Origin of the sequence: Pseudomonas sp. JZ114 (assembly GCF_051027705.1) — a bacterium.
GTDB classification, from domain to species: domain Bacteria; phylum Pseudomonadota; class Gammaproteobacteria; order Pseudomonadales; family Pseudomonadaceae; genus Chryseomonas; species Chryseomonas luteola.
On record NZ_CP069257.1, the window covers coordinates 48,448 to 73,055 of the forward strand.

21 protein-coding genes and 1 pseudogene are annotated in these 24,608 nt (G+C 54.4%); 7 read left to right on the plus strand and 15 right to left on the minus strand.

Going from position 1 to position 24,608, the window contains the following annotated elements; genetic code table 11:
- Nucleotides 1-289 precede the first annotated feature (289 nt).
- From JQR90_RS19730 to JQR90_RS19740, 3 genes and pseudogenes are all read left to right on the plus strand, one after another.
- On the plus strand, nt 290-1,228 hold the full coding sequence (locus JQR90_RS19730) for a L,D-transpeptidase family protein (protein WP_434140887.1): 939 nt from the start codon (nt 290-292) through the stop codon (nt 1,226-1,228).
- A 451-nt stretch (nt 1,229-1,679) separates the two neighbouring features.
- Nucleotides 1,680-1,889 (plus strand): hypothetical protein, encoded by a 210-nt coding sequence (locus JQR90_RS19735; protein WP_010798888.1) that lies wholly within the window; start codon nt 1,680-1,682, stop codon nt 1,887-1,889.
- Between the two features lie 120 nt (nt 1,890-2,009).
- A pseudogene (locus JQR90_RS19740) lies at nt 2,010-2,658 on the plus strand (IS5 family transposase); the annotation flags it as partial.
- Nucleotides 2,659-2,864: 206 nt separating this feature from the next.
- Here JQR90_RS19740 and JQR90_RS19745 read toward each other — a convergent pair.
- The 8 genes from JQR90_RS19745 to JQR90_RS19780 form a co-directional block, all read right to left on the minus strand.
- Nucleotides 2,865-4,112, minus strand: a complete 1,248-nt coding sequence (locus JQR90_RS19745; protein ID WP_010798889.1) for an MFS transporter — start codon at nt 4,110-4,112, stop codon at nt 2,865-2,867.
- Nucleotides 4,113-4,160: 48 nt separating this feature from the next.
- A complete protein-coding gene (locus JQR90_RS19750; RefSeq protein ID WP_010798890.1) occupies nt 4,161-4,547 on the minus strand; it encodes an ectoine synthase in 387 nt (128 codons plus the stop codon).
- A gap of 33 nt (nt 4,548-4,580) precedes the next feature.
- Nucleotides 4,581-5,762 carry a hypothetical protein gene (locus JQR90_RS19755; RefSeq protein ID WP_010798891.1) on the minus strand — a complete coding sequence of 394 codons (1,182 nt, stop codon included), beginning with the start codon at nt 5,760-5,762 and terminating at the stop codon, nt 4,581-4,583.
- A gap of 152 nt (nt 5,763-5,914) precedes the next feature.
- Entirely contained in the window at nt 5,915-6,787 is an 873-nt protein-coding gene (locus tag JQR90_RS19760) for a hypothetical protein (RefSeq protein WP_010798892.1), read from the minus strand.
- Nucleotides 6,788-6,797: 10 nt separating this feature from the next.
- The gene (locus JQR90_RS19765) at nt 6,798-8,345 is read right to left on the minus strand and encodes a class I adenylate-forming enzyme family protein (RefSeq protein WP_434140891.1); all 1,548 of its coding nucleotides are present in this window, start codon (nt 8,343-8,345) and stop codon (nt 6,798-6,800) included.
- A 33-nt stretch (nt 8,346-8,378) separates the two neighbouring features.
- The gene (locus JQR90_RS19770; RefSeq protein ID WP_010798894.1) at nt 8,379-8,678 is read right to left on the minus strand and encodes a hypothetical protein; all 300 of its coding nucleotides are present in this window, start codon (nt 8,676-8,678) and stop codon (nt 8,379-8,381) included.
- A gap of 42 nt (nt 8,679-8,720) precedes the next feature.
- A complete protein-coding gene (locus JQR90_RS19775; RefSeq protein ID WP_010798895.1) occupies nt 8,721-9,059 on the minus strand; it encodes a class I SAM-dependent methyltransferase in 339 nt (112 codons plus the stop codon).
- A gap of 647 nt (nt 9,060-9,706) precedes the next feature.
- Nucleotides 9,707-10,030, minus strand: coding sequence for a DUF6482 family protein (locus tag JQR90_RS19780; RefSeq protein ID WP_010798896.1), 324 nt, complete (start codon nt 10,028-10,030; stop codon nt 9,707-9,709).
- A 337-nt stretch (nt 10,031-10,367) separates the two neighbouring features.
- Between JQR90_RS19780 and hemB the strand changes: the two genes are divergently transcribed.
- Nucleotides 10,368-11,342: a porphobilinogen synthase gene (gene hemB, locus JQR90_RS19785; protein WP_010798897.1), complete on the plus strand. Its 975-nt coding sequence runs from the start codon at nt 10,368-10,370 to the stop codon at nt 11,340-11,342.
- Nucleotides 11,343-11,389: 47 nt separating this feature from the next.
- Here the strand turns inward: hemB and JQR90_RS19790 are convergent, their stop codons facing one another.
- Genes JQR90_RS19790 through JQR90_RS19805 form a run of 4 tightly spaced genes read right to left on the minus strand, consistent with a single transcriptional unit; the run spans nt 11,390 to nt 15,127 of the window.
- The gene (locus JQR90_RS19790) at nt 11,390-12,157 is read right to left on the minus strand and encodes a heme ABC transporter ATP-binding protein (RefSeq protein WP_010798898.1); all 768 of its coding nucleotides are present in this window, start codon (nt 12,155-12,157) and stop codon (nt 11,390-11,392) included.
- Nucleotides 12,157-13,134, minus strand: coding sequence for a FecCD family ABC transporter permease (locus JQR90_RS19795; RefSeq protein WP_167670402.1), 978 nt, complete (start codon nt 13,132-13,134; stop codon nt 12,157-12,159). Before JQR90_RS19795 ends, JQR90_RS19790 begins: the two co-directional genes overlap by 1 nt.
- Nucleotides 13,135-13,184: 50 nt before the next feature.
- On the minus strand, nt 13,185-14,099 hold the full coding sequence (locus JQR90_RS19800) for a heme/hemin ABC transporter substrate-binding protein (protein ID WP_051370265.1): 915 nt from the start codon (nt 14,097-14,099) through the stop codon (nt 13,185-13,187).
- Nucleotides 14,069-15,127 carry a hemin-degrading factor gene (locus JQR90_RS19805; protein WP_010798901.1) on the minus strand — a complete coding sequence of 353 codons (1,059 nt, stop codon included), beginning with the start codon at nt 15,125-15,127 and terminating at the stop codon, nt 14,069-14,071. Before JQR90_RS19805 ends, JQR90_RS19800 begins: the two co-directional genes overlap by 31 nt.
- Nucleotides 15,128-15,310: 183 nt before the next feature.
- Here JQR90_RS19805 and JQR90_RS19810 point away from each other — a divergent pair, with 183 nt between their 5' ends.
- Together JQR90_RS19810 and JQR90_RS19815 are read left to right on the plus strand one after the other, a co-directional pair.
- A complete protein-coding gene (locus JQR90_RS19810; protein ID WP_073449916.1) occupies nt 15,311-17,524 on the plus strand; it encodes a TonB-dependent hemoglobin/transferrin/lactoferrin family receptor in 2,214 nt (737 codons plus the stop codon).
- A gap of 163 nt (nt 17,525-17,687) precedes the next feature.
- Nucleotides 17,688-17,900, plus strand: a complete 213-nt coding sequence (locus JQR90_RS19815) for a hypothetical protein (protein ID WP_010798903.1) — start codon at nt 17,688-17,690, stop codon at nt 17,898-17,900.
- Nucleotides 17,901-17,943: 43 nt separating this feature from the next.
- Here the strand turns inward: JQR90_RS19815 and JQR90_RS19820 are convergent, their stop codons facing one another.
- Complete coding sequence (locus JQR90_RS19820) at nt 17,944-20,202, minus strand: xanthine dehydrogenase family protein molybdopterin-binding subunit (protein ID WP_010798904.1); 2,259 nt, start codon at nt 20,200-20,202, stop codon at nt 17,944-17,946.
- Nucleotides 20,203-20,390: 188 nt separating this feature from the next.
- Here JQR90_RS19820 and JQR90_RS19825 point away from each other — a divergent pair, with 188 nt between their 5' ends.
- On the plus strand, nt 20,391-21,164 hold the full coding sequence (locus tag JQR90_RS19825; protein ID WP_010798905.1) for an SDR family NAD(P)-dependent oxidoreductase: 774 nt from the start codon (nt 20,391-20,393) through the stop codon (nt 21,162-21,164).
- A gap of 117 nt (nt 21,165-21,281) precedes the next feature.
- On the opposite strand, the gene JQR90_RS19830 is transcribed toward JQR90_RS19825, so the two are convergent.
- On the minus strand, nt 21,282-22,199 hold the full coding sequence (locus JQR90_RS19830; protein WP_010798906.1) for an alpha/beta hydrolase: 918 nt from the start codon (nt 22,197-22,199) through the stop codon (nt 21,282-21,284).
- Nucleotides 22,200-22,249: 50 nt separating this feature from the next.
- Nucleotides 22,250-24,484: a TonB-dependent siderophore receptor gene (locus JQR90_RS19835; protein WP_010798907.1), complete on the minus strand. Its 2,235-nt coding sequence runs from the start codon at nt 24,482-24,484 to the stop codon at nt 22,250-22,252.
- Nucleotides 24,485-24,608 lie beyond the last annotated feature (124 nt).

A 24,608-nucleotide genomic window follows, 5' to 3' on the forward strand; every position in this document is an offset into this window, starting at 1 on the left:
GATCCTGAAGCGGAATTTTTGAGAACATGAATAAACGCTGAGCTAAAGAATTAAGACCGGCCAGCCACAGAGTGAGAAGATGAAGGCGTACTGGCGTAATAACTGCCCTAGTGTACCGGCGAAACGGCTTCGCGAGCCGATTAATGAAATGACAGGGGTGCAAATGATGCACCTGGACGGTCTTAGTAGAAGAGCGTCAAGTAATGTTTGTTTACTAAGTGTGTCTTAAGTCGTGCCGGCTCAATCTAATAGTCATCTTATTGATCGAGTACTATCGAAGGATCTTCCTATGTGGACACGTGCCTTGTCTGTGGTCGGGATGACGTGGGCGGTCAGCCTGTTTTCAAGTCCGCTTATGGCGCTTGAGTTTCCTCTGCCTCCGCCGGGTGAGGACATCATCGGGCAGGTTCAGGTGATCGAGGCCAAGTACGAAGACACGTTCGCTGATCTGGATGACACCTATGATCTGGGCTACAACGCAATGGTTGCTGCCAACCCGGGCGTCGATGCTTGGCTGCCGGGGGCAGGTACCAAGATTGTACTGCCTACCCGTTTCATTCTGCCGCCGGGGCCTCGTGAAGGCATCGTAATAAACCTGGCGGAGTATCGTCTTTACTACTTCCCCAAAGACGGTCATACGGTCTTTACTTATCCTATCGGTATCGGCCGCGAGGGATGGGGATCGCCCGTAACCACAACGAAGATCACCGGCAAGATCAAGGACCCTAGCTGGTATCCGCCCGCGTCCATCCGCGCGGAACATGCAGCGGAGGGTGACATCCTGCCTACGGTTGTACCGCCCGGGCCGGACAACCCGCTGGGGCCCTACAAGCTGACCCTGGGCCTGCCGGGCTATCTCATCCATGGTTCCAATCAGAAATTTGGGATTGGCATGCAGGTCAGCCATGGGTGCATTCACTTGCTCAACAAGGATATAACGGAACTGGTAGGCATGGTTCCTGTAGGAACCCCAGTGCGCTTCATCAATGAGCCCTATGAGTTTGGTGTCAGCGGCGGAAAGCTCTATATCCAAGCCCACCAGCCGTTATCGACAAAAACAGGGCAGCCAGCGGTGATCGATCAGAAAACTGCCTTGGTCAATGCGCTCATTCAGCGGACGGATCTGGGGCCGAGCGCTCAAGTGGACTGGACCAGAATTGATGAGGCTGTAAAAACCTTGAGCGGCGTGCCGGTTGAGATTGCGACGCTAGGCCAGCCTGGTGTATAGACCTCTCAGGTAACAACAGCAACCTCTACTACGTATTAGCAGTAAGCAGTGATAGAGACATCTGGATTGCTAGCGTTAGCAAGGCTTTCCATACCACTCATGCTCGGTTGGGCAATCGATCCGGTTATGGTCTACCCACTGCGGGAGCTGCTTACACAGTGCCCGCAGAAGGAGCTTTGAAACTGGCTGGGTCTGACAGCCGGCACTGCTCTGAACCGTAACTTCTCTTGAATGAAGCACTACGCAGCTCATGCTTAATGGCATGTTGAGCTTGCCATGCCGTGAGGGGCAATCCTACTCAAAGGTTTCTCTATGGTTTAAGCACTGTATCCCTTGCCTCACGTCAATGTATCCGTTCGTAAAGGTCACGTAAACGTTGCTTAATAGCAAAGTGCTATGGTTAGAATCACCGTGTCTTAATTCAATGAAGTAGTGAAATTAAGGAGCGCAGATGCCTACGGACAACGCCAGCGGAGCGGTTGGTGATGTGTTGGAAAAGACGGGTGATATGGAGCGTGCGGACTATCTGGCCTTTGCACGAAAGCTCCATGATGCTGCCGTAGACGCTGCCAGAACGCAGCTATATCAACTCGATGATGCAGACGCCTGTACACGAGAGCTGCATGAATTGTATGAGCGCTTTCGCAAGCAATATCTGTGATGTATGAACCTGACAGATGAGGCGTCCAGGTTAGAACTTCTGCATTGCAGCCGGAAGAGTATTTAGAGCCGCTAACAAAACCCTCTTGAATCTAAGCTTGGCTATGTCCACGATAGAGGTATGAGACATCGCAAAGAGATTACGGCTGCGCTGTGGAAGCGCATCAAGCCGCTATTACCAGAGCATAAAATCTCACCCAAAGACGCCCGCCCTTTTCTGGATGATGAGCTTGCCCTTAATGGCCTCATATTTCTCCGCGTACCGGCATCCCCTGGTAAGGTCTACCCCAGGAACTGTGCTACGGCAGTGGTATGACCTGCTAGAGGCGTCTTAAGCAATGGCAGGCGTGTGGTGTCTGGTACCGCTTGCACCGTGTCCTGCTCGAAGAATTGCGTGGCGCGGTTCGCCTGGATCTAAGCCGAGCCAGTATAGATGCCGCCAGCGTATCTAGCCCCGGGGACGTATGTACACGACGGCTCGGGGCAAGCTTGGCAGCAAGCGGCACCTAATTACCGATCGCAACGGCGCGCCACTCGCCTTTTATATCAGCGGTGCTAATAGGCATGACTCGGTTATGTTTGAGCCACTGGTTGATGTGTTATCAACGCTTCGAGGTAAACCAGAAGGAGTTAGCCGTTGGCCCGCGAGACTTCATGCTGACGAGGCTTACGACATAGAGCGCTGTCACAGGCATCTATGCAAACGAGAGATCACCGATCGAATCGCCTGTAAGGGTGTAGACAGCAAGGAGCGACTTGGCCGCTATCGCTGAGTAGTAGAGCGTACCTATGCTTACAAACATTGACCACGATACGGGACCGGCTGGGCTTGGCCGCTCTTGTGATATTTTTGGACATGACGGGCGACTGGGAGCATCTTTTCTGAGAACGAACCGCAGATTCGGATGATGTTGTATAAGGGATCTCGTCGAGGATCGCAGCGCTCTGAAGCGCTACGGTTATATCCTAGAGTGATTTAGCGTTTAGCGGATACGGATTTCTTTCCAGCTTCTTGGTCAGCCTCGAAAATCGGGGTCGGGAAGCGGCCGCGTTCCTTTGCGTACCACCACATAGCAAATACCCCAAGAAGAGTAGTTAGCACGGCCAAAATTAAGATGACATTCTGGGTGCCCAATGGCGCAGCTAAAAAAGCTACCAATAAACCTGCCAAGGGCTGGGACATGTTGTTCAGCAGCGTGATCACGCCTACCGTCTTGCCGAAGTCCCGGGTTGGGATCACCCGCTGCCGGATAGTGCGCATATAGACATTGAACATTTTGTCGAAACCTACGATCAATAGAAAACCTAGCACATAGCCGATCAGGTTCGGACTTAGCGCGCTCATAAATGCCCCAATTGCAATCATTGAATATCCGACACCCCCGAGTACTCGCAGAGGCAAAACAATCCGAGCTAGAAGAAACAGAATCACGATTGTTGTTACCGCTCCTGCCGCTTGCAGACCTGCATAGGTATCCTTACCGGCGCCGTACTGGCCAATGACCATTGCTGCTGAGGTAGACAAAGTGACACCGACGATCAGATTAACTCCTACCGCTAGAGTGATGATCTTTTTCAGTTCCGCCATTCTACGGATATGGCCAAAAGCGATTCTTAAGGGCTGCAGCCAGATGTCTTGATGCTGCTCAAACACCTCTAGCGTGATACGGCTAAGACGTTGCCACGCCAGCATGCTCAGGTCAGCTAGAAGGAACAATCCAGCGATCCAAAGCACTACCCAATGCCAAGCCCAAACCTCAAGCATCAATGCCGCTACCAGAGGCCCGAGCACCAGTCCTGTCTGGTCGGCGATCTGGGAGTAGGACAAGGTCTTAGTGTAGCTGTAGTGCTGGAAGATATGCGGCATCAGTACTTCACGAGCCATGACGCCTTGCGTGGTAAGTACTCCGCACAGTGCCGACAGCAACACTAACCAGCCGATGCCGTCAAAGATTACGTAGAGCGTCATTGCCAGTACACAGAGGATCGCCCTGTAGATCTGACTGATGTGCAGGATCTTAATGGGTGGGTATTTGTCGCAAAGGGCGCCGCACAACGGGAACACAAGAAATCGCGGCAGTGATTCGACGAAAAAAGCTAGTCCCGCCAATGAAGCACTGTTGGTGGTCTGGAACACCACCAGCGGCACAATAAATAACAGTATCTGATCCGCCAACCTCGATAGAAAAAGTGAGATGAAAAAAGCGAGGTAATCCTTACGCATAAAGAATCCTCAAGAGTAAGCGATGTTGCATAGCGGCCAGAAGAAACACTAGTAAGCGGACCCTGAACTGTCATTGAGATTATGTCGCTCGTCACCACGCAGTGGCGGATTGAAGACGCTCACTAGCACCAAGTCCTCTTCCCTACCTCCGCGTAAAATATGCCGGTCATGTTGATCAAGCACATAGATATCTCCAGGTCGGATCGGAAATACATTGCCTTGCATGTCCTCGACTTCACCTACTCCTGCGATGCAATAGCACGCCTCCAAGTGGTTTCGGTAATGCAAAAGTGACTCTGTGCCCGCGCGGACAACGGTGTGGCACAATGTAAAGCCCATGGCATCGCGCTCAGTAAGTAGACGGTGACTAGTCCCGGCGCCCCATTCAACGAAGTAAGGGGTTTTCTCAACATCGGATTTATTTCGAACGAACATTTGAAACCTCTCTGGGATAGCCGATTGGAAAAATCAGGTCTCTGGAGCATTTACAATGGAGGACCGTAGAATGGCTTCACCGCTGGCCTGCATCGCTTCGTACCAAGCTACGTCGCGGTGTGCAGCCATCGCTTGGATGTCACGCCAGTGGCGCTGAAGCGGGTTGCAGGCCGCCAAGGATGAAGCGCCGAGCCTCTCCACAAGACGGCGTACAATCTGCACGCACTGTTGAGCTAAGTAGGCGCGATCACGTTTGAGCTGCAATAGATGCTGAGTGTCTAGAACCCAGTCATTAACCCCTGCCTCATGCAGCCGAGTGATTAGCGAGTCATACAAAAGCTCTGCGCTATATAGCTGCGCGGCCGAGTGAGCGGCCTGTTCGGAAATCCGAGGATCTTTCATCATCATGGGACCGTTGAACGTCGCTACAAACGCCGCAAGAGCACCCTCGGCACAGCCCAATAGCGGGCCAACGATCGATGTGGTGAGGTAGGGAACCAAGGGCGACCTATCGATGTAGTCGGGCGTTAGCGCAAACAGGTTCTGGGCGAACACCTCATGCAGCGCAAAGACGCGATCATCGGGCACTACTAACCCGCTGGTCATTACATCGTGAGATCCTGTTGCCGCCATACCGCAACTGTCCCAGGTCTCAAGCTTTTCAACTTCATTAGCGGGTACTAGCACCAGAAAACGTGGTGTGTGAGCAGCTTCGGGGTGCGTAAGGCAAGGTGCGTTGAGCATCAGCCAAGTAGCATCCTCAATGCCTGAACTGAAGCGCCATCGTCCGTCGACCCGTATACCTTCAGGCTCAAAGGACAATAGGCTATCGGCGCTGGTGGACGCTGAGACAAAAAGCTGGCGTGGGCCATCGTTGTACAGCTGATCGATGCAGGTAGAAGGGAGGCGACGTATAATTGAGCCGTGACCGCCGACTAGCGCAAGCATCCAACCTGTTGACGGACACGCTCGAGCGGCGATACGCGCGCTTTCTACTAATGTCGGCCAGTTACCGGTGTGTGTGATCGGAGCGAGTGGCGATACTAGATCTAGCAAGCCTTCGGTAAACAATTCGTCGAATGTGTCACTGCTCAGCCGACGATTTTTTTCAGCGGATACGGCTCGATCGCGCCATAGAGGCAAGTAGTGAGCTGCCCTGTGACAGGGCAAGGACAATGCGTTGCGATGTATCGCTTGCTCTGCGGTGTTAAGCATCTACAAGCGCCTTATCACCGCTTAGCATGGTGCCTAGATCGCCAAGACGCACAGCTTCAAAGCAAAAACCGGATGGCTGAACTACCGGGCCTAGTAGTTCCACAAACTGCTTAACCTTTTCTGGGTCGTCTGAGGCAACGAATTCACAGAAGTTACTGCTGCTCCAGAGTAGGTGCACGCTTTTGAAACGTGCGGACAAAGCGCTGACAAGTTCTTCGAATGTGACTTGGCCATTTATGCATTTGCTCGAGCATCTGTTGACGTTTCCAGTGGATCTCTTCTTCGCTGAAGTATCGGGTCTTGAATTCCTCATCCTTGATCCGTTCCCGTAGGTTATACTCATCTGGGTCAGGGTGATTGAGCTTTTCTAGAAAAAATACTAGCCCACTTGGCTTCAGAAATTGCTTGATATGGGAGATCTGGCTGGCTCGATCCTTTGAATAGAACTGGAATGCCGCCATCTCATAAATAAAGTCAAAACCCTCGCTGAATTGACCATATTCTGGGGCTTGCAGCAGAGCGGGGGTTACCTTAAACACGGATTCTGGAAAGAAAAGCGAAAGCGCCGGATCAGCGTGCCGCTCAAAGGGTATTTGATTGGCCAAGTTCGGAGAGGAGGTAAAACTGCGGATCAGTCCGTGCGAATGGCTGGCAAGGGCACAGCCGTTACTACCATCAAACGCGTCTACCTCGAATAGACTAAAGGTTTTGCCTGTTTCTGCGCTATCTGCGTGAGCTAAGCGGGTGAGAGCGACGCCAACTCTGGCGAGCTCTTCAAGAATGTATGGCACGCTTGCCAGGAAGTGGGAGAATAATGGTCCAGCATTTGCGATTAGTTGATCGTGGTAGTCGAGGACCTGTGGGTCTCGGATCATGGACCGCAGATGACTGTCCAGGGACTGTAGAGGTACTTGACTCGCGCCTGTGGCCAGACTGTGGAAGTGTCCCGCGAGTTTGAGCATCGCACTTTGTTGCAGGTCGCGGTCGAGGGCAGTGCAATCTATTTTCTGGAGTGGCGTCTTCATAGCATAGCCTCTAGTATCGGATCAGACCTTTAGCATTAAATTTGCCCGAATCGGTTTTTGGGAGAGCTTCGAGAAATACGCACTGGGTCGGAACCATGTGCCAGTCCAAATGCACCTTGCAGTAGTCGATCAGCATCTGTCCGCTCGTTTGTCGATGATCGATATCAAGCACGATGTAAGCCTTTGGCACGTGCCCGGCTGATTCGTCAGCGACCGGCACCACTAGCACCTCGGCAACAGCTGGGTGCGAGGCTAGGCACTCCTCAATTTCTCTTGGATTGACGTTCCACATATTGCGCGCGAAAACGTCGTCCTTGCGGGCGACATAGTAAAGATAGCCCTCGGCATCCTGCTTGAATAGGTCGCCAGTGCGGTACAACCGTGAATGACCGAAGGCATCGTAGATAAAGGCTTTGGCATTCGCCTCGGGCATGTTCCAATACTCGAGCATCAGGTAGTCGCTTGTCACAAGAAGCTCACCAACCTCGCCGGGCTGATAGATGACTTGGTCTTGCTCGTCCAACAAGTACAGACTGACACCGGGTAAAGGCTTACCTACTGACGTTGGGCGGCGGTCAATTTCCTCAGGAGACAAATAACTTACTCGTTTACATTCCGTGAGCCCGTAGTTGGAAAAGATTTGCACCTGAGGCAGCGCTTTGCGAATTCGCTGGATGTGTCGAGTGTGAAGGGCCTGCCCGCTGCTGGATATGTAACGCAAGCTTGGCACTCGCACTTGACACTCTGTTCCTGTGTTAGCTAGCAGGAAGAACACTGGAGGAAATACGTGCATTGCGGTGACGCTCTCACGTTCGACGACCGCGAATACATCTTCTGCGCTAAGTGCGGGCCTAGTTTCAATGACGCTGGTGGCCCCAGCGTATAATGGCATCACCACGTTATAGACGCCGTAGTCCGATGCTAGTGTCGAATAGCTGAGGATACGATCCTTAGGGGCAATCTTCAGGTACTCCGTAACCCGACTACAAGCTGCCAGCATTATGCGGTGGTTGACGAGCACGCCCTTAGGATTGAAGGTTGAACCCGTGGTATAGAAAATCGATGTAGGCCTTTCAGCATCGTCGATAAGGGATGAGGCAACTACATTTGTTTTGTTCCCATGCCTCAAGACTGCCTCGGCAAGCTGAATAACGCGAGGTACCGCTATCGGAATTGGAGTGGTAAGCAAAACAAGTTCGAGACCAGCTTCTTCGATCAGGCTAGGTAAATCATCGGTATAGTCGGTTATCAGGGTCCGGGCGCCAGATTGCTTGAGCTGATCAATTAGCTTTGTTCGATTTAGGGTGTGATGAGTCGCAGAGGTGATCGCTGCTATTTTCAGCAGTCCCAGGTAGCAGGCGATTAAGTCTATAGAGATCGATGCGTACAAACCCACACGGTCGCCTGGCGCGACACCGAGCATCGACAGCGCCGACGCGATGTCGTCTATCCGCTTTTGCAACACCTGATATGAAGTTACTTGCCCGTCGAGAACGATGGCCGGCTTTGTCGGATATCTATTGGCGTTACTTGCAATGACTTTATGGAAAAGCTGCATGCTCGACATTCCTTTATGCGAAACGTCCTGAAGTCATTTACGTTTTCGCGCACACAACGAGACATAGGTGCCCTGCCATGTGTAAGGATCTATAGGCAAGCTTTTGGCATCGCTCAAAGGCCAACTTTGTTTATCAAAAAAGTGATTGCATTCGAATATATCGAAATCACTAAGCCAAGCATCGAAAAAGGCTTCGCTGTCCTGGATCGATAGTCCGGCCTCTTTATCCCAAATGAAAGGCTCTCCAGTCGCTTGAAAAAAACGGGTTAGATCCGACAGTAAATCCAGAAAAACATATCCGCCTGGTTTCACTGCGCTGATTATCTTTGGCATCACCTTCTGAAGCTCATCTTTCGTGAAAAAGTGGAGAACTTCTTAACATATAAGCACATCGTAACTTTCGAACTCAGGCGTATAGGTCAAAATGTCAGTCTGCTGAAAGTTCATGCCCTGTAGCCAAGGATTGAGTTCACGGCTATGAACCGTGCTATCGACCATGTCTACGCCGTTTAAGGTATAACCTTTACGCGCCAAGGCAGTGAGATTACGACCGTCTCCACACCCAAGCTCAAGCGCTGCACCCGGGCCATCAGGTAGCCTGGAAAAAAAATTCTTGAGCTCCCCTCGTAATTCACCAAACAAAGTGCCGTGATCACAGGCGCTGTATTCACTGAGGTACCATTCTTTGAGAACGGAACTATCCATTATTTTCATAGTTATTCCCTGTTAATAATATAGGTCAGTGCACAACACTTTGCTTCGCGAAGAGAACGCGAGCCATGGAGAGTAAAGATGCCGTCGTGAATTTGGTCAAGCCTATAGGTCCTTGGGCGTTCATGCTCCTTAAGAGTGGTGCGGTCATAGCTCAATGATCCAAAAAGATAAGCTATAGCCCTGTCCAGACTGGGCAGATCCCGAACTCGCAAAGCCTGTCGACTACATGCAGCAAGCGGTGCAAGACGTGCTCAAGAAACATAGTTCGAAGAGTGGATTGACAAGTGCTTGCACACTCGCATCAGCTGAGCAGCTCTGTATGGTTACGCGGCTCGCCGCTACCTTTGAATTTCACACTCTGGAAAATCATTACGAGCGCGCTCATAAGCACACGTACGGGCGTTTTAAGAGCCGCTAACAAAACCTGATCAAGTGAGCGCAGGCAGAGGGTCTAAAATAGGCAATTTCAGCGAGTATCAGGCGTGTGCTTGCCTATACCAGCTAACCAGAAATGGGTTTTGTTAGCGGCTCTTAACCCTATGCGTGTATTTAAGAGGGTGATGCTAAGGCCGTAAAGAACTGTTTGGCTGGTGGTGTCCGTCGCTAGGATGGAACGACAGAGCCTGAATACATCAGGCTCAGCAGTCCTAGTTGTTTCTTTGGCCCATGGAGTTGCCATGCAGGGGAATGGGCTGCTTGGAAGCCTGGGGCGTGCTGTCTTGCCCGACCATCTCTTCGTAGACTGCAGGCTGAACCAGGAATAGCTGAACGTCTCCCTTCAGATTGACCAGTGTTTTTCGGCCTTCTTCGACCGAGGCGATATGCAGCGTTTCACCGTGATCGTTCACAACGGGATGGGATTCATTATTCATTAACGCATGTATGACGAAAGAGCCGCCCTCCATGGAAACGAAATGGATTTCCTTAACATCTCCGTCCTTCACATGCTTGGTCAATTCTGCCACTTTCATGAAGGTTCTCCAGTGCTGGGGTTGTTGTTCAAATAAGCGTTTCGCTATCGTTCTTTGAAAGGTGGTGGGTGGGCGAGTTCAATAGAGGAACGTCCGTCTTGTGATATCTGCACGGCCTTGTGGTGCCTATCATCTACCTTGCTACGATGAAAACGATGCGCGGCAACATGACGCGCTGAAGGGGCGACATAAAACGTCTGTTCAGTAGTATGCTAATGAAATGACGATCCGCTGAGTCCTTCGGCTCGACTTTCAGAATCCTTCCTATTGCCGTGGCCATCCCTCCGCTCGTCAGACGTCGAATCTGCTACAGATTTTGTTTATTGCGAGGTTTCAAGTGCCCAGTTCTTTCCCTCTTTCTCGCCCACGCCGTCTTCGCCGGTCCGATCAGCTTCGCTCGATGTTTCAGGAAACTGAGCTGAGCCTCAATGATCTAGTACTGCCGATCTTCGTCGAGGAAGAAATCGATGATTTCGTTCCGATCAAAGCCATGCCGGGTGTCATGCGTATCCCCGAATCCAGGCTGGCCAGCGAAATCGAGCGTTATGCTCGCGCTGGTATCAAGTCGGTCATGACCTTTGGCGTGTCTCATCACCTGTCTCATGATGGAAGCGATACATGGCATGAGGACGGTCTGGTTTCACGTATGACACGCATCTGCAAGGACGCGGTACCGGAAATGATCGTCATGTCCGATACCTGTTTCTGCGAGTACACCAGTCACGGTCATTGTGGCATCGTTCATGATGACCACATCGACAACGATGCCACGCTGATCAACCTGGGCAAGCAAGCCGTTGCTGCCGCGCAGGCCGGTGCAGACTTCATTGCGCCGTCGGCGGCCATGGATGGACAGGTGCACGCGATTCGCAGCGCTTTGGATGAAGCAGGCTTTATCAATACCTCGATCATGTCCTACTCCACCAAGTTTGCGTCGGCGATGTATGGCCCGTTCCGCGAAGCCGGTGGCAGCGCACTCAAAGGCAATCGCAATGCCTACCAGATGAATCCCATGAACCGCCGCGAAGCGATCCGTGAATCCCTGATGGATGAACAGGAAGGCGCGGACGCGCTGATGGTAAAACCCGCTGGTGCTTACCTGGATATCATTCGGGACATTCGTGAAGCCTCCAGGCTACCGCTGGGCGCCTATCAGGTCAGCGGTGAATACGCCATGATCAAGTTTGCGGCAGCCGCAGGGGCGATTGACGAACACCGTGTGGTACGGGAAAGCCTAGGCTCGATCAAGCGTGCCGGTGCCGATCTGATCTTTACCTATTTCGCCATGGATCTGGCCAAAGACGGTATCTAACACTGCGAATAGCGAGCCGGCACTCCTTTCGCCGGCTCCGCTCAAGGCTACAGGTAGATCACCAGCGGATGGCCATGCACTGGGTGCTCTTGAATCAAGACGTCCAGATCAAACACTGCCTTGAGGCGATCGGGGCATAAGACTTCTTCAGGGCTGCCCAAGCCCTCCATTTGACCATGCTTGAGCAGAAGCAGCCTGTCGCAGTAGCGGGCCGCCAGGTTCATGTCGTGCAGCACGACGGCTACGGCTAACCCTTGATTGGCCATCTGCCTGATCACCTTCAGAATGCTGTGCTGATGATGGGGGTCGAGGGCTGACGTCGGCTCATCCAGTAAGAGCACCTTGTCAGAGGTGGCAGGCCATAGCTGCGCGAGTATGCGGGCCAAATGGGTTCGCTGGCGCTCCCCGCCGGACAGGGTCGTATAGTGGCGTTGCGCAAGCTCGGCCAGGTCGCAAAGATCAAGTACCGTATCGACGATTCGGGTATCGGTATGGAGGCCTGTTGCATGGGGTAGTCTGCCGAAACCTGCAACTTGTCTTACCGTAAACGCAAAACTTAACGTCGAGGTTTGAGGCAGTACAGCCAGATTAAGAGCCCTCGCCTCGGGCGACCATGCTGTTAGGGGCGTTGCTCCAAGCATGATATTGCCTGAGGTCGGTCGTATGTCTCCACATAACGCGCCAAAGAGTGTGCTTTTCCCCGCGCCGTTGGGACCGATAACTCCCAGGATTTCGCCGCTGCGCAGTTCCAGATCAATGTCACGAATACGCCACCCGGTAGCATGCTGAACGCTTAATTCTGTTGCCTTGAGCATTACATGGCCCGTCGCAACAGCAGGAACAAAAAGAAGGGCGCCCCGATAAGAGCAGTCACGATCCCTATTGGCAATTCGGCGGGCGCCAGCAACAGGCGTGCAATGATATCGGCCAGAAGCAACAGGCTGGCGCCACCAAACAGTGCGCTGGGTAAGAGTACCCGATGGTCAGGCCCTGTAATCAAGCGGAGCAGGTGGGGCACGACCAGTCCTACGAAGCCGATCAGGCCTGCTGCTGCGACTGCGGCACCTACACCTAAAGCAGTACACAGGATCAGCTCGCCCTTGAGTCGCTCTACATCGATACCCAAGTGTCGTGCCTCGGACTCTCCAAGAAGCAACGCATTCAGGGCGTCGGCACGCCGGGGCAACCATAGCGCTACGGCCAGGCCAATCCCCACCAGCGGCCATAGCCGGGCATAGCTGGCACCGTTCAGACTCCCCAGATTCCAGGACGTCAGCAGGCGCAGCGTGGTGTCATCAGCCAGATAAGTGAGCAGGCCTATGGCAGCGCCTGCCATGGCCGTTAACGCAATACCTGCCAGGAGCATGGTGGCGACGTGTGCCTGACCGTGCCGGCAACCCAGCCGGTAAACGATGGCAGTAATCACCAGGCCGCCCATGAAGGCAAACAATGACAGCAGATAAGGCTGGAGCCCAATCGGCAGGATGAAGAGGTATTCGCCACCGACAATTGCCAGGGCTGCGCCCAACGCCGCTCCACTGGACACTCCAATCAGGCCAGGGTCTGCAAGGGGATTGCGGAAAAGCCCCTGCATGGCAACGCCCGTCAATGCCAGCACCGCACCAACCATCAGGCCCATTAGGGTGCGAGGCAAACGAATCTGTCCAACTACCAGTAGAGCCTGGTCACTGGCGGTAACAGGTAGACCGGAAAGATGAGCCAGCGCGCGCAACGTTTCGCCCAGGGGGAGGCGAAGCGGCCCCAGCGCCAGTGACAGCCACAGGCTGAGCAGGGTCAAGCCGATCAGCCCTATAAGCAATAACCGAGGCGATGCGCGCAGGCTCATGGTTGTCCGGCTGCCGGCTCTGGAAGATCTTGCAGGTAAAACTGTCCGGCTAGGTGCTCCGCTACTTCCGGCAGACGAGGTCCCAGTCCGCCTACCAGTACGGTGGCATCAATAGGCAGTAGGTTTCCTTCACGCACGGCCTGACTTTGCTCTAGGGCAGGATTCTGCTTTAACAGCGCCTGCGCAGCAGTAGCGCCCTCAAGGCGGCGGTCGGCAATAATGATATACGCCGGGTCAAGCCCAGCCAGCACTTCGCTGGAGAGCGCCTTGTATCCTGGCTGCGTCGCCAGGTTGATACCTCCTGCCTGCTTGATCAGCCAATCGCCGAGTGTACCGGGCCCTGCGATCAACGGCCGATCTCCCGTGCCTCCAATCAGTAGTAGCACGCCAGGGCTGGCGTGATGCGCCTGAGCTGCATGAATGCGGGATTCCAGGCTGTGCAACGCATCACTGTAGCGGGCAAATTGCCTTTGGGCCTCTTCCGGTCTCCCCAGCCAGGTACCCAGTGCTTCCAGGGTACGGTGCAGGGTGTCCAGACTGGCTTCGGCCGACAAGGTCTCTACTCGCACTCCTGTTCTGCGCAGTTGATCAAGCACGGGAGGCGGCCCCATCTCTTCGCTGCCTACCAGTATGTCTGGCCGCAAAGTAAGAATGCCTTCAGCGCTGAGCTGGCGTTGATAACCTATCCTGGGCAGTGCTTGAAGCGATTCGGGGTGCTGGCTTGTAGTGTCTACGCCAACCAGTCGGGATTGACCGCCCAGTACGGCGATCCATTCAGTCAGCGAGCCGCCTGCACTGACCCAGCGTTGGGGCTGCTCGGCAGATAAAACGACCACGGCGGTAGCCCAGAGCAGAAGTCCGATGGCAAGACGAATCTTTTTCACTGAGCAGACTCCGCCAGGGCTGTCCATTGTGCACGTTCGGGTTGGCCAGGTTTACGTGCGCCAAACATCTGCATGATCAGTTCTCCGTTGTGGTCATACACCTCAAGGCTGGTAATGATGCCGTCCACACTCGGTTTACGCACGCGCCAGAGTGTATGGATACCCGACGTTTGCAGGTGCAGATTGAAGGCACTGTCCAATACATTGAACCAGGTGTCTACCCACTTGAGTGTTGTGAGGGTTCCGGTATGGATCTGAATACAGTGCTGGTTGCCCACAAATATCATGATGGGTAATTGCTGTGCCGCGGCAGCGTTCATGACCTGGGGCAGCGCGTCCACATTCAATGATTCAGCCCACTCCTTGCCCGCCAGTCGTAAGGCCTGGGTTCTGGCGATGCCCAGTCGCTGCAGGAGCGCATGGAAGTGGTGGGTATCCTTTAGCTCCGCCCACCCTGAGCGCAGGGCCTCGATATCAACCTTCTGATCGGAACAGGGCGGTACGCGCGCTTTCAACGGTACCCGTGTCAGTTCGCAGCTTTGCTCAGTTTCCTTAAAGCGTGTCTTCAGCGCTTCCCAGGCATCCTTATGACTGTTCTCAGTCAGATAGACTTTATGAATCGCCATCCCTTGTGCATCAAAGACCTGAAGGCTATGTAACAGGCCGCGCGAAGTCACTTCGTCTACCGCAAACGCAAATGTCCAGCCTGAGAGAAACAGCCGTAAATCGATGTCGGGCGAGACGACCAACCCCATACGACCATTTCCTGATATGGCCAGTTCGCGGTAAGGCCCCTGGCGCTCATGGACGCAGTATTCATTGCGCGTAAGCGCCATGACAGGTCCCAAGTTGGCAAGCTCACCCAGTAGCGCTTTCCATTCAGGACGCAGGCGGATCACATCGTTCCCAATTCGACTGGCTACAAGCTCCGCCTCGCTGACCTTCAGCTGTTGGGCGGCATCACGTGCACGTATAGAGGGTTTTTCCAGGCGCAGACGTTGCCACTCCTTAAAGAGATCGCACGCAACGGCAGGCTCTAACGTAGACAGGCTCATAGGGGATTTCCTTGAAGGTTAGGGTAGAGCGGCATGGCTAGACATCCGTCTAGCGAACCAGTGCGAGTATATTAAAACGATAATCATTTACAATAAAGATGATATTAATTCTCATCTTTGGCTTTACAGATATCGCTCGGATAGTAATGATTATCAAATGCATTAAACAACACCGAGCCCTCTATGAATATGTCTCCGCCGTTTCCGCTTCGCCCGTGGATTGTCCTGTTGTGCCTGACACCTGGCTTTACAGCCGCCGCCGAAAGCGCCAGCGCTCTTCCAGTCACTACCATTACTGCAACCTTTACCGAACAGCCGATTACCGCCGTTCCCACTACCGTCACGGTCAAGGAACAGACGGATATAGACCGGGAAAATATCAATACCATCAGGGATCTGGTGCGGCATGAGCCGGGTGTCAGTGTAGGAGGTACAGGGCACGCAGCTGGCATTAACGGTTTCAATATCCGGGGGATCGACGGCAACCGAGTCTTGACCCAGATTGATGGCGTGACGGTACCGGACGCGTATGCGTTTGGTCCTTATGCCAATACCCGGCGAAATTATGTTGATCCCGACCTTGTCAAGCGGGTAGAGATTCTGCGTGGCCCGGCTTCTGCTCTGTATGGAAGTGATGCCATCGGTGGTGCTGTCAGCTACTTCACGCTTGATCCAGAAGATCTGCTCAGAGAGGGTAGGAACTATGGTGCCCGGTTCAAGACAGGATACAGCTCCGCTGATCGTAGTTGGTTGACCTCCGGTACAGTGGCAGGCCGGACCGGCGATTTCGATGCGCTGGTGCATTATGGCAAGCGCAGTGGGCACGAAACGGAGTCGTATGGGGGCCATCATGGACTCGGTAGCAGCCGTACCGCAGCCAACCCGGAGGATCACGACAGCTACAACGTGCTGGCGAAACTAGGCTATCACTACGGTGACGACAGCCGTTTGCAATTGACCTATGAGCATTATCGCTCACGTTTGGACGGTGATATCAAAAGTGCACCGACCCGTATTTTCGGCGTACAGACGCGCAGTTATCTGGGACGTAATGTCGTTGATGTAGAGGAACGAGAGCGCTTCAGTCTGGAAAACGCACTGAGCCTGACTACCGGCTTCGCTGATCGTTGGACCACGTTGCTCAGCTACCAAAACGGTGGGACGGATCAGCGCACTTACCAGCCCAATAGCAGCGCCAGCTATTACCGTAAGACCACGTATGAAGAGCATACTTGGGCATTCGATAACAAACTCGACAAGCATTTCGCCATGGGCGAGAGCGAGCATCTGGTAACTTATGGACTGCGTTATGAGCACCAGGAGGTCAACGGCTTGCGGACAGGGACATCCAACCGTGGTGTGGCTAATCTTTATGCCAGCGATTTTCCATCGCCTGCGGTGGACACCTGGGGAACGTTTGTTCAGGACCAGATCGATATAGGGGCCTGGACCTTTCTGCCAGCGTTACGCTATGACCATACGACGCTGAAGCCGGATGCCAATACAGCCTATCTCGCCGGGTTGGCCAGCGGTACGGCTTTCGATGATAGCGAAAAGAGCTGGCACCACGTTTCACCAAAACTAGGCGTGACCTATCGCTTCAATGATCATTACAGTGCCTTCGGCCAGTACGCCGAGGGCTTCCGCACACCAACACCCAAAGCGTTATATGGCAACTTCACCAATGAAAGCGCAGGTTACCAAGTGGTGGGCAATACCGACCTTGATCCGGAAACCAGCCGTGGCGTTGAGTTGGGGTTTAGAGGACACTTCGATCAGGGCAATTTCAGTGTCGCGGTGTTCTATAACAAATATCGCGATTTTATTGAAGAGGATGCCTTGGGCGGAGGGGGCAGTTATGCTGTTTTCCAGTCCAGCAATATCAGTCATGCCACGATCAAAGGCGCCGAAGCCAAAGGGCATCTGGAACTGGACACCGTTGGCCTGCCTGAGGGCGCCTACAGCGAAGGCACCATCGCCTACGCCTGGGGCCGCAACGATGACACTGGTCAGCCGCTCAATAGCGTGAGTCCGCTGACAGGGGTCTTCAGCCTCGGATACGACGATCGTGCAGGTCAATATGGCGGTCGTCTCGACTGGACACTGGTACAACGCAAGAAGCGTGTCGATGACGCGCGCTATCACGCTGCCGACGGTAGTACGCAGTTTCGCACGCCGGGGTTTGGCGTACTGGATCTTACGGCTTACTACAAGCTCACCCGCGATCTCACGGTCAACGCTGGACTCTACAACCTCACCGACAGGAAATACTGGCTGTGGGATGACCTACGAGGTTATGACACAACCGGAGAGGGAGGAATGCTGGCGCCAGCCAATATCGACCGCCTGAGTCAACCTGGCCGCAATGTATCGATGAATATTGTCTGGGAAATTTGAGCATTTGGGGTAAGGGGCGTCAGTCAAAACAGGAGCTGACCGCCTCTACCTTCGAATTGGAGGCGGGTCTACAAATATCTTTGGACATAGGTCTCACTTTAGGGAAAAATCCGCTCGCCTTGTTGCTTATGGCCTCGAAGTCCACTTTGGTGAGGAAGTCATTATGCGTTACTACGTTATTATCTGGCTGGGTATCGCCGCCTGCTTTGCCTTTATGCAAGCGGATCATGCGCTTCCTGCCGTTCTAAGTCTCATGGCCAGCTGGTTGGTTGCCTTGTTCCTCAAGCCAGCGCCGACACGAGTGCGTGGATTCTCTCCCGTGATTGATACGACGCCCCCTCGTGCGGTTGCTGATACGCCGGCAGGGCAAGTCTGAGCGCCTATGACAAGCCTGACAGTGTTATCGGCTGGTAGCTTGTTTACAGAATAAGCCGCTTATCCAAGGTTAGGGGTAAGGTTCGAATCCGCTGTCCCGTTGCATGGAAAATGGCGTTGGCGACAGCAGCGGCTACGCCAACGACAGCAATCTCGCCAAGACCCTTGATGCCAAGGGGATGGCCGCGGCGGTCATCTTCTTCAATCATGATGATATCCAGATCCGGCACATCTGCCTGAGTGGGAATCAAAGCCTCGGAGAGGTCTGCATTCATCCAGCGGCCGTTGTGCCGGTCAAGACGCGTCTCTTCCATCAATGCCTGTCCCAGCCCCCATACCATTCCGCCCAAGAGCTGACTATGGGCAAGGGTTGGATTCACGATGCGACCACAGCCAAAGGCGCCTACCAGACGCTCAACCCTGAGAGTACCCAGTTGCGGATCTACCAGCACTTTGACGAATTGTGCGCCAAATGCAGCGCGTCCTACCTCGGGTGGATTGATCTGATCTGCGGTACCGGCCTCGGCTTCAAGGTAATCCAGTTGGTGACGCGTCAGTAACGATACGAATGACTCCTGGCGACCTGTCTGTGAAACAAGGCCGCTTTCCTGGAGCTTCAGTTCTGCCGGGTTTGTCATATGAAGCGGCGAGGCGGGATCTGTACTGGCCAGCGTACCCAGCTTCAGGCGCAACGCATCGGCTGCGGCGTGAAGCGCTGCGCCAAGACTCAGGGTTGTCGACGAGCTGGCCGTCAATGAGCTGTAGGGCAGTCGTGTGTCTCCCCATTCCAGTGTGACACTGCCCAACGGCAGCCCCAGCGCTTCGGCGGCAAGTTGTGACAGGGCCGTGGCGCTGCCCTGACCGATCTCATGGGTTGACGAGGAGGCGACCGCTGTTCCGTCTGCCCTTATCCGCATACGGGCGCAAGCGGCCATCTGCGCGACATGGTAAATGGACGTCGCCATGCCGTAGCCGACCTTGAATCGGCCCTCCTGCTGTGCACCCAGACGAGGATCGCGTGATTGCCAGCCAATACGTTCAGCCGCCGCCTGATAGCAGTCCTTGAGGGATTTGCTTGACCATTCATGACCGCTCTGCGGTTCCTGGTCAGCATAATTACGTAGGCGGGCCTCCAGAGGATCGATACCCTGCTGATAAGCCCATTCATCCATAGCGCTTTCGATCGCGAACTGGCTTACCGCCACGCCAGGCGCACGCATCCAGCTGGGGGCATTAACGTCGAGCCGCGCGGTTTTATGCTGCGTGCGCAGATGCTTAGAGGCGTAGAGCTTGGGCGTCATTTCGCCAACGGGCTCGATGAAGTTAGATGTAGTGGAGTTCTGGATCAAGGCGTCCTGCATCAGTACCTGTAATCGGCCATCCTTCCCGCCGCCCAGACGGACCCGCTGCCGCGTGGCCCCGCGATAGGGCATCATGGAAAAGGTCTGGCGTCGTGTCAGGGCAAGCTTGACGGGTCGCCCGGTCCGCTTTGCCGCCATGGCCGCCAAGAGCGGGTGAACATTACCCTTTTTGCCTCCAAAGGCGCCACCCACGAAGGGCACGATTATCCGGACCTTGTCGCGTAATGCCTCTTCAGGTGAGCCGGTTTTCATGACCTCCATGAAATCCTTTTGCAGGCCCATGTCAAAGGCCTGAGCCAAGCCATATGCATCGCCATAGGAATATTGCGTGCCAAGGTACAGTGTCAGTCGCCCATGGCTATCCCACGCAGCGATTGCGGCGCCAGGCTCCAGGGCGTTGTGATGGTGAGAAGCCGTCTCGTAGACCTGCTCGAATGTCTGCTCGGCCATTGCAAAGGCGGTATCCGGATCGCCTCGCTCCGTTGTGCCAGGCTCTCCGACCCCCACCATTTGTGGCCGTTCGGCCTTTTGTTCATCCAAAACCAGTAAGGGCGGCTGCTCGGGGGCTGCATAACGTATTGTTACACAGGCAGCGGCGCGCTGTGCCTGCTCAGCAGTGTCAGCGATCACCAGCGCAACAGGCTGCCCGTTGTAATGCAGCCGGCTATCCTGGAGCGGCTGAAAACGCGTCAGCTCTCCACCTGGCAGGGTATGAACGGGTTTGAGTCTTGGCGCGTCCAGGTGCGTCATCACACAGTGCACCCCTTCCAGTGCAAGCGCGGCGGCCGTATCGATAGCCTCAATGCGTCCTGTTGCTTGCGTACTTTGAACCACGGCTGTATGAGCCAGTGGTCCGTCTACCGGCCCATGGGCAAGATCCGCCGTGTAGCAGGCCTTGCCGGTGACTTTGTCATACGCTTCGAGACGGTGGGGCGCTTTCATTGCAGAAACCTCATAACAGAAGCCAGCCTCTCTCTAATGGGGACACCATGGTCAAAATGGCGGTTCCAGTAGGTGCCTTGTTCCTTTGCCTGACGAGTGGGGCAGTAGAGGTGGGATACACACGGTCCATCGTAATAGCCGTGAGGGTATGGCCCTCATACATCTCAACCCACCCATAAGGAGACGATATGAGCAAGCTGGCAGGTAAAATCGCAGTTATAACCGGTGCTGATTCGGGTATGGGAAAGGCCATGGCAGCCGTGTTCGCGCGGGAAGGTGCTCATGTGGCGATCACGTATCACTCCGATCAGCAGGGTGCTCAGGACACCCTCGAGCAAGTCCGCAACGCAGGGGGCCGCGGTCTGGTAAGGCAAGTGGATGTCAGAGACGAACACAGTGTGTCGGCCCTGTTCAAGGCAGTGGACGAGGAGCTGGGGACACCCGATATTCTGGTTAATAACGCCGGTACGGGCAAAAGCAAACCCATTACCGAACTGACTACTGAGGAATTCGATCTGGTGATCAAAACCGATTTATACGGGCCGTTTTTCTGTGCCCGTGAGTTCATCCGGCGCCGCCAGCAGGTCGGTGGGCAGGGAAAGATCCTCAATATCACGTCTGTTCATGACTCAATCCCCAGCCCCAACAATGTGCCTTATGGCGCTGCCAAAGGTGGGCTTCTTACCATGACGCGCAGCCTTGCGCTGGAACTTGCGCCGCTCAAGATCAATGTGAACGCTATTGCGCCAGGGCTTATCCGAACCCCGATGACAGAGGCTCGAGTCGACGATCCCCAGAAGCGCGAGGAAGAGCTGCCCAATATTCCCTGGAAGCGTCCCGGCTATCCTGAGGAGATTGCCGAGCTGGCGCTATATCTGGTCAGCCCTGAGTCCGACTACGTCACCGGTCAGAACTTTACGATTGATGGCGGGCTGGAAATGAATTGGGGGCAGGGTGCTTAGTGGCGTACTTGGTGTTGGAATACCTACGGATCTGGTTGGCGATGCTGTACCAACCAGATCTGGTGTTATCTTGAAGACGCAAACCCTAGCCTCATACCTATTAGCTAGCGCCTTTCGTCAGTTACAAGCATTACCTGCTGAATAATGCGTCAGTGTCCAGCTCAGCGATCGGTTGAACATCGCGCCATGGCCTAGCCCCTCAAACTCACGGTATTGACCGCTCACCCCCGGGGTCTGAACCAGCCGCATAGTAAGTGCTTCTGCTGTGGAAGTGGTTACCCGAGATGCCGATTCCGCCGGCAGCCTGGACGGATAGGCGGGTTCGTCTTTACCACGCAAGACAAAGAGGCATACAGAGGTATCTGCGAGGCGTTTGTCAAAGCCGGCTTCTTCTTGCAAGAGCTGGCCGTTACCCCACCACAGCGAAGGACTGGCCGCATAGTAGGACCGGAAGTTGCCGGGACGCGTTAACAGGGCATGCAGTACCAAGAGCCCACCATACGAATGGCCCCAGATCGCTTTATGGTTGGGGTCAAGCATGACCCGCTTTGCCAGTTCAGGCGCCAGCGTAAGGTCCAGCCAGTCTAGAAAATGGTCAGCTCCGCCAGTTGGCGAGCCGGTCAGGCTATCGTGGGTCGGTCCAAGCGCCTGGGTAGGCAGAGTAAAATCGTAGCTTCGCGTGTCCGGGTCGAATCGCAGAGGCGTGTCGTGTCCAATAATCACCAGAACAGGCGAACTACCTTCTGCCAGTTGCTTCAAGTTATCCTCGCTCAATGCTCCGAGGGCAGCATTACCGTCCAGCAGAAACAGGGACGGATAGCCGGACGCGGGAACAGGCCGATGCGGCGTAGCGATCCAGATATGGTAGCCGCGCTTTCCATCCTGACTTCGTAGGTGGAAGTCGCTGAATCCGTAGGGAAGGCTAGACTGCGACAGGATATGGCTGTCCATGGGTTCTTCAAGATTAGGCCGGGCCAGTGAGGGCAGGCTGACAAGGCATGCCAGCACCGCCGCCAGTATGATTGGGATACGCATAAGGTCAATCCTGGCCCCGCTGCGGAGCTATTACGCGGCGGGGCTGACGGTCAGAACGAAACGGTTACGCTGGAGAAGAAGGTGCGGCCTGGCTCGTTATAGGTAGCAGCCCCTGCACCTGCAATGTTATTGACGCCTTGGGCATTACCCTCACGGAACAAGCGCTTGTCGAACAGATTCTCTATACCTGCCGTCACGCTGACGTTCTTTGTTAGCGCATAGGTGCCATTGAGACCTGCAAGGGCATAGGGCGAGAGCTGGTTGTTGGACGAGCCTGTTACGCGATTACCCTGATAATCGTACTTCTTGGGTTTTTGTTTGCCATACCAGGTCACGTTGAGCTGAAGTGAAAGGTCTTCCTGCACCTGCCAGTCCAAGGTGGAGTTAAGGGTGTACTTGGGTGTCACTGACAGTACGTCCCCGGTCTCCTTGTTTTTGGATCTCAGCATATAGGTGAAGTTATTACGCCAGGTCACGTCCTCGGACAGCGGCAGCGTAAGCGTACCTTCAAGGCCTTCTACCAATGCCTTAGGGATGTTTTCCCACTGATAAATATTAGAGTTGGCGTAGCTGCCGGTACCACCGTTCGCACGCCCTGTAGGGTTCAGGCCGGACTCGATTTTGTTTTTGTAGTCGTTACGAAAGTAGGTCAAACCGGCGACAACGCCGTCATGCTGGTATTCAAGTCCCAGCTCCTTGTTGATGCTGGTCTCGGCCTTAAGGTCTTGATTACCTTGTAGATAGCAGCTTGTGCTCTGTCCATAGCAACCCTGACCACGGCTATAGAGCAGGTAGTTGGGATTGAGCTGGTAGAGGTTCGGCGCCTTGTAGGCGCGGGCGATACCTGCCTTGAGCGTGACGGTATCCGTCAGTGTTTGTGAGAGGTTGAGTGCGGGACTCCAGTTGTCGCCAACTACATCATGATGATCGAAGCGCAGTCCGGGTGTCAGAATCGTGCCTGGCCTGAGTTCAATATTGTCCTCGGCGAACAGTGAGAAGATTTCTGCCGATGCGGTACTGTTGCGGTTGCTACCCGAAAGGCCGGGGACACTGCCACCTTCACTAACGCTCTGACTGGTGGATGTGGCGTCGTCAAGCTCCTGGCGGATCCATTCGCTGCCCAGCGTTAGCACATGATCGACCTCCGACGTCTGCAATGGCATATTCACCTCGGCATGGGCGGTGATATCTCGCAGCACGGAAGTGTTTACATTATTTCCGGAAAAGATACCTTCTGTACCGCCGGCCAGACCTTCCTGAATGCGGCTGTTACGGGTCTTGGCATATTGCAGATAGGCCAGGCTGCTTCCAAAGTCCCAGTTACCCTTATGGGTAACAGCGTAGGTCTCACGGTAGAGCCGGTTGGTTTCGTGGCCCATCAGGTTTTTTACGTAACTGTTGCTGTTGGTATTTTGCGTGTCGCCCGTATAGATATTGCCTTGACGGCTGAATCCCGCCTCGAATTCCAGCGTCTGATCAGGTGTAAGCTGCCAGCTGAGCAGCCCATTGATATCCCTGTTGCGTACACCCTCTCGGCCTGCCGGTAGTGTGCCAACCTGGTTACCGGTACGGGTAGACTCATGGCCCGAATTGATGTCCCAATCATCCGAGTCCGTCTTGGCGACGTTGCCATAGACGCGATAGCTCAACGTCTCGGTAAGAGGGCCGCTAAGACCAAAGTCGGCCCGTTCGGTTGCGCCCTCATCGCTGTGCTGGGGAAAGCTGTGGTAAAGCGTGGCTGAACCATGAGTCTCCTGGGTCGTGCCCTTGGTGATGATATTGACCACACCGCCGGCCGCACCATTGCCGTACCGTGCGGCAGCCGGTCCGCGAATGACCTCGATGCGCTCGACCTGATCCGCAGGCACCCAATTGGTGTCACCCCGAGTATCACGTTCGCCTCGCCATCCATAACGCACGGCGTTGCGGCTGGCGACAGGCTTACCGTCTACCAGGATCAACGTGTTTTCCGGACCCATGCCACGGATATCGATCTGGCGGTTGTTACCGCGCTGGCCGCTGCTGGAATTGCCGGTTAGGTTGACGCCTGGCATGGTTCGAATGATCTGTGAGAGGTCGTTGACGGGAGGGCGCTTTTTGATGTCCTCAGCGGTTATGATCGAAACCCCTGGCGCTTGCTTGAGCTCCTGTTCGGCGGTACCGAGGACCACCTCATCGTTTAACTGCGTGATATTTTCCTCAGCGTGAAGAGCGGTAACATGAGCGTACAGACAGCTCAGAACGGCTAGACCAAGGCGGGTTCGGCGGACGGGAATCGAGGGCATACGCAAACTCCTGTAGAAACGACTTCCGTATCACGCCAGCAGCAAAATGCCTGCCATTGGGCGTTTGGCGCTGATGGGATAAGAACGCAGTCGGTGTGTTTGCGCAAATGATAGTCATTGCTAT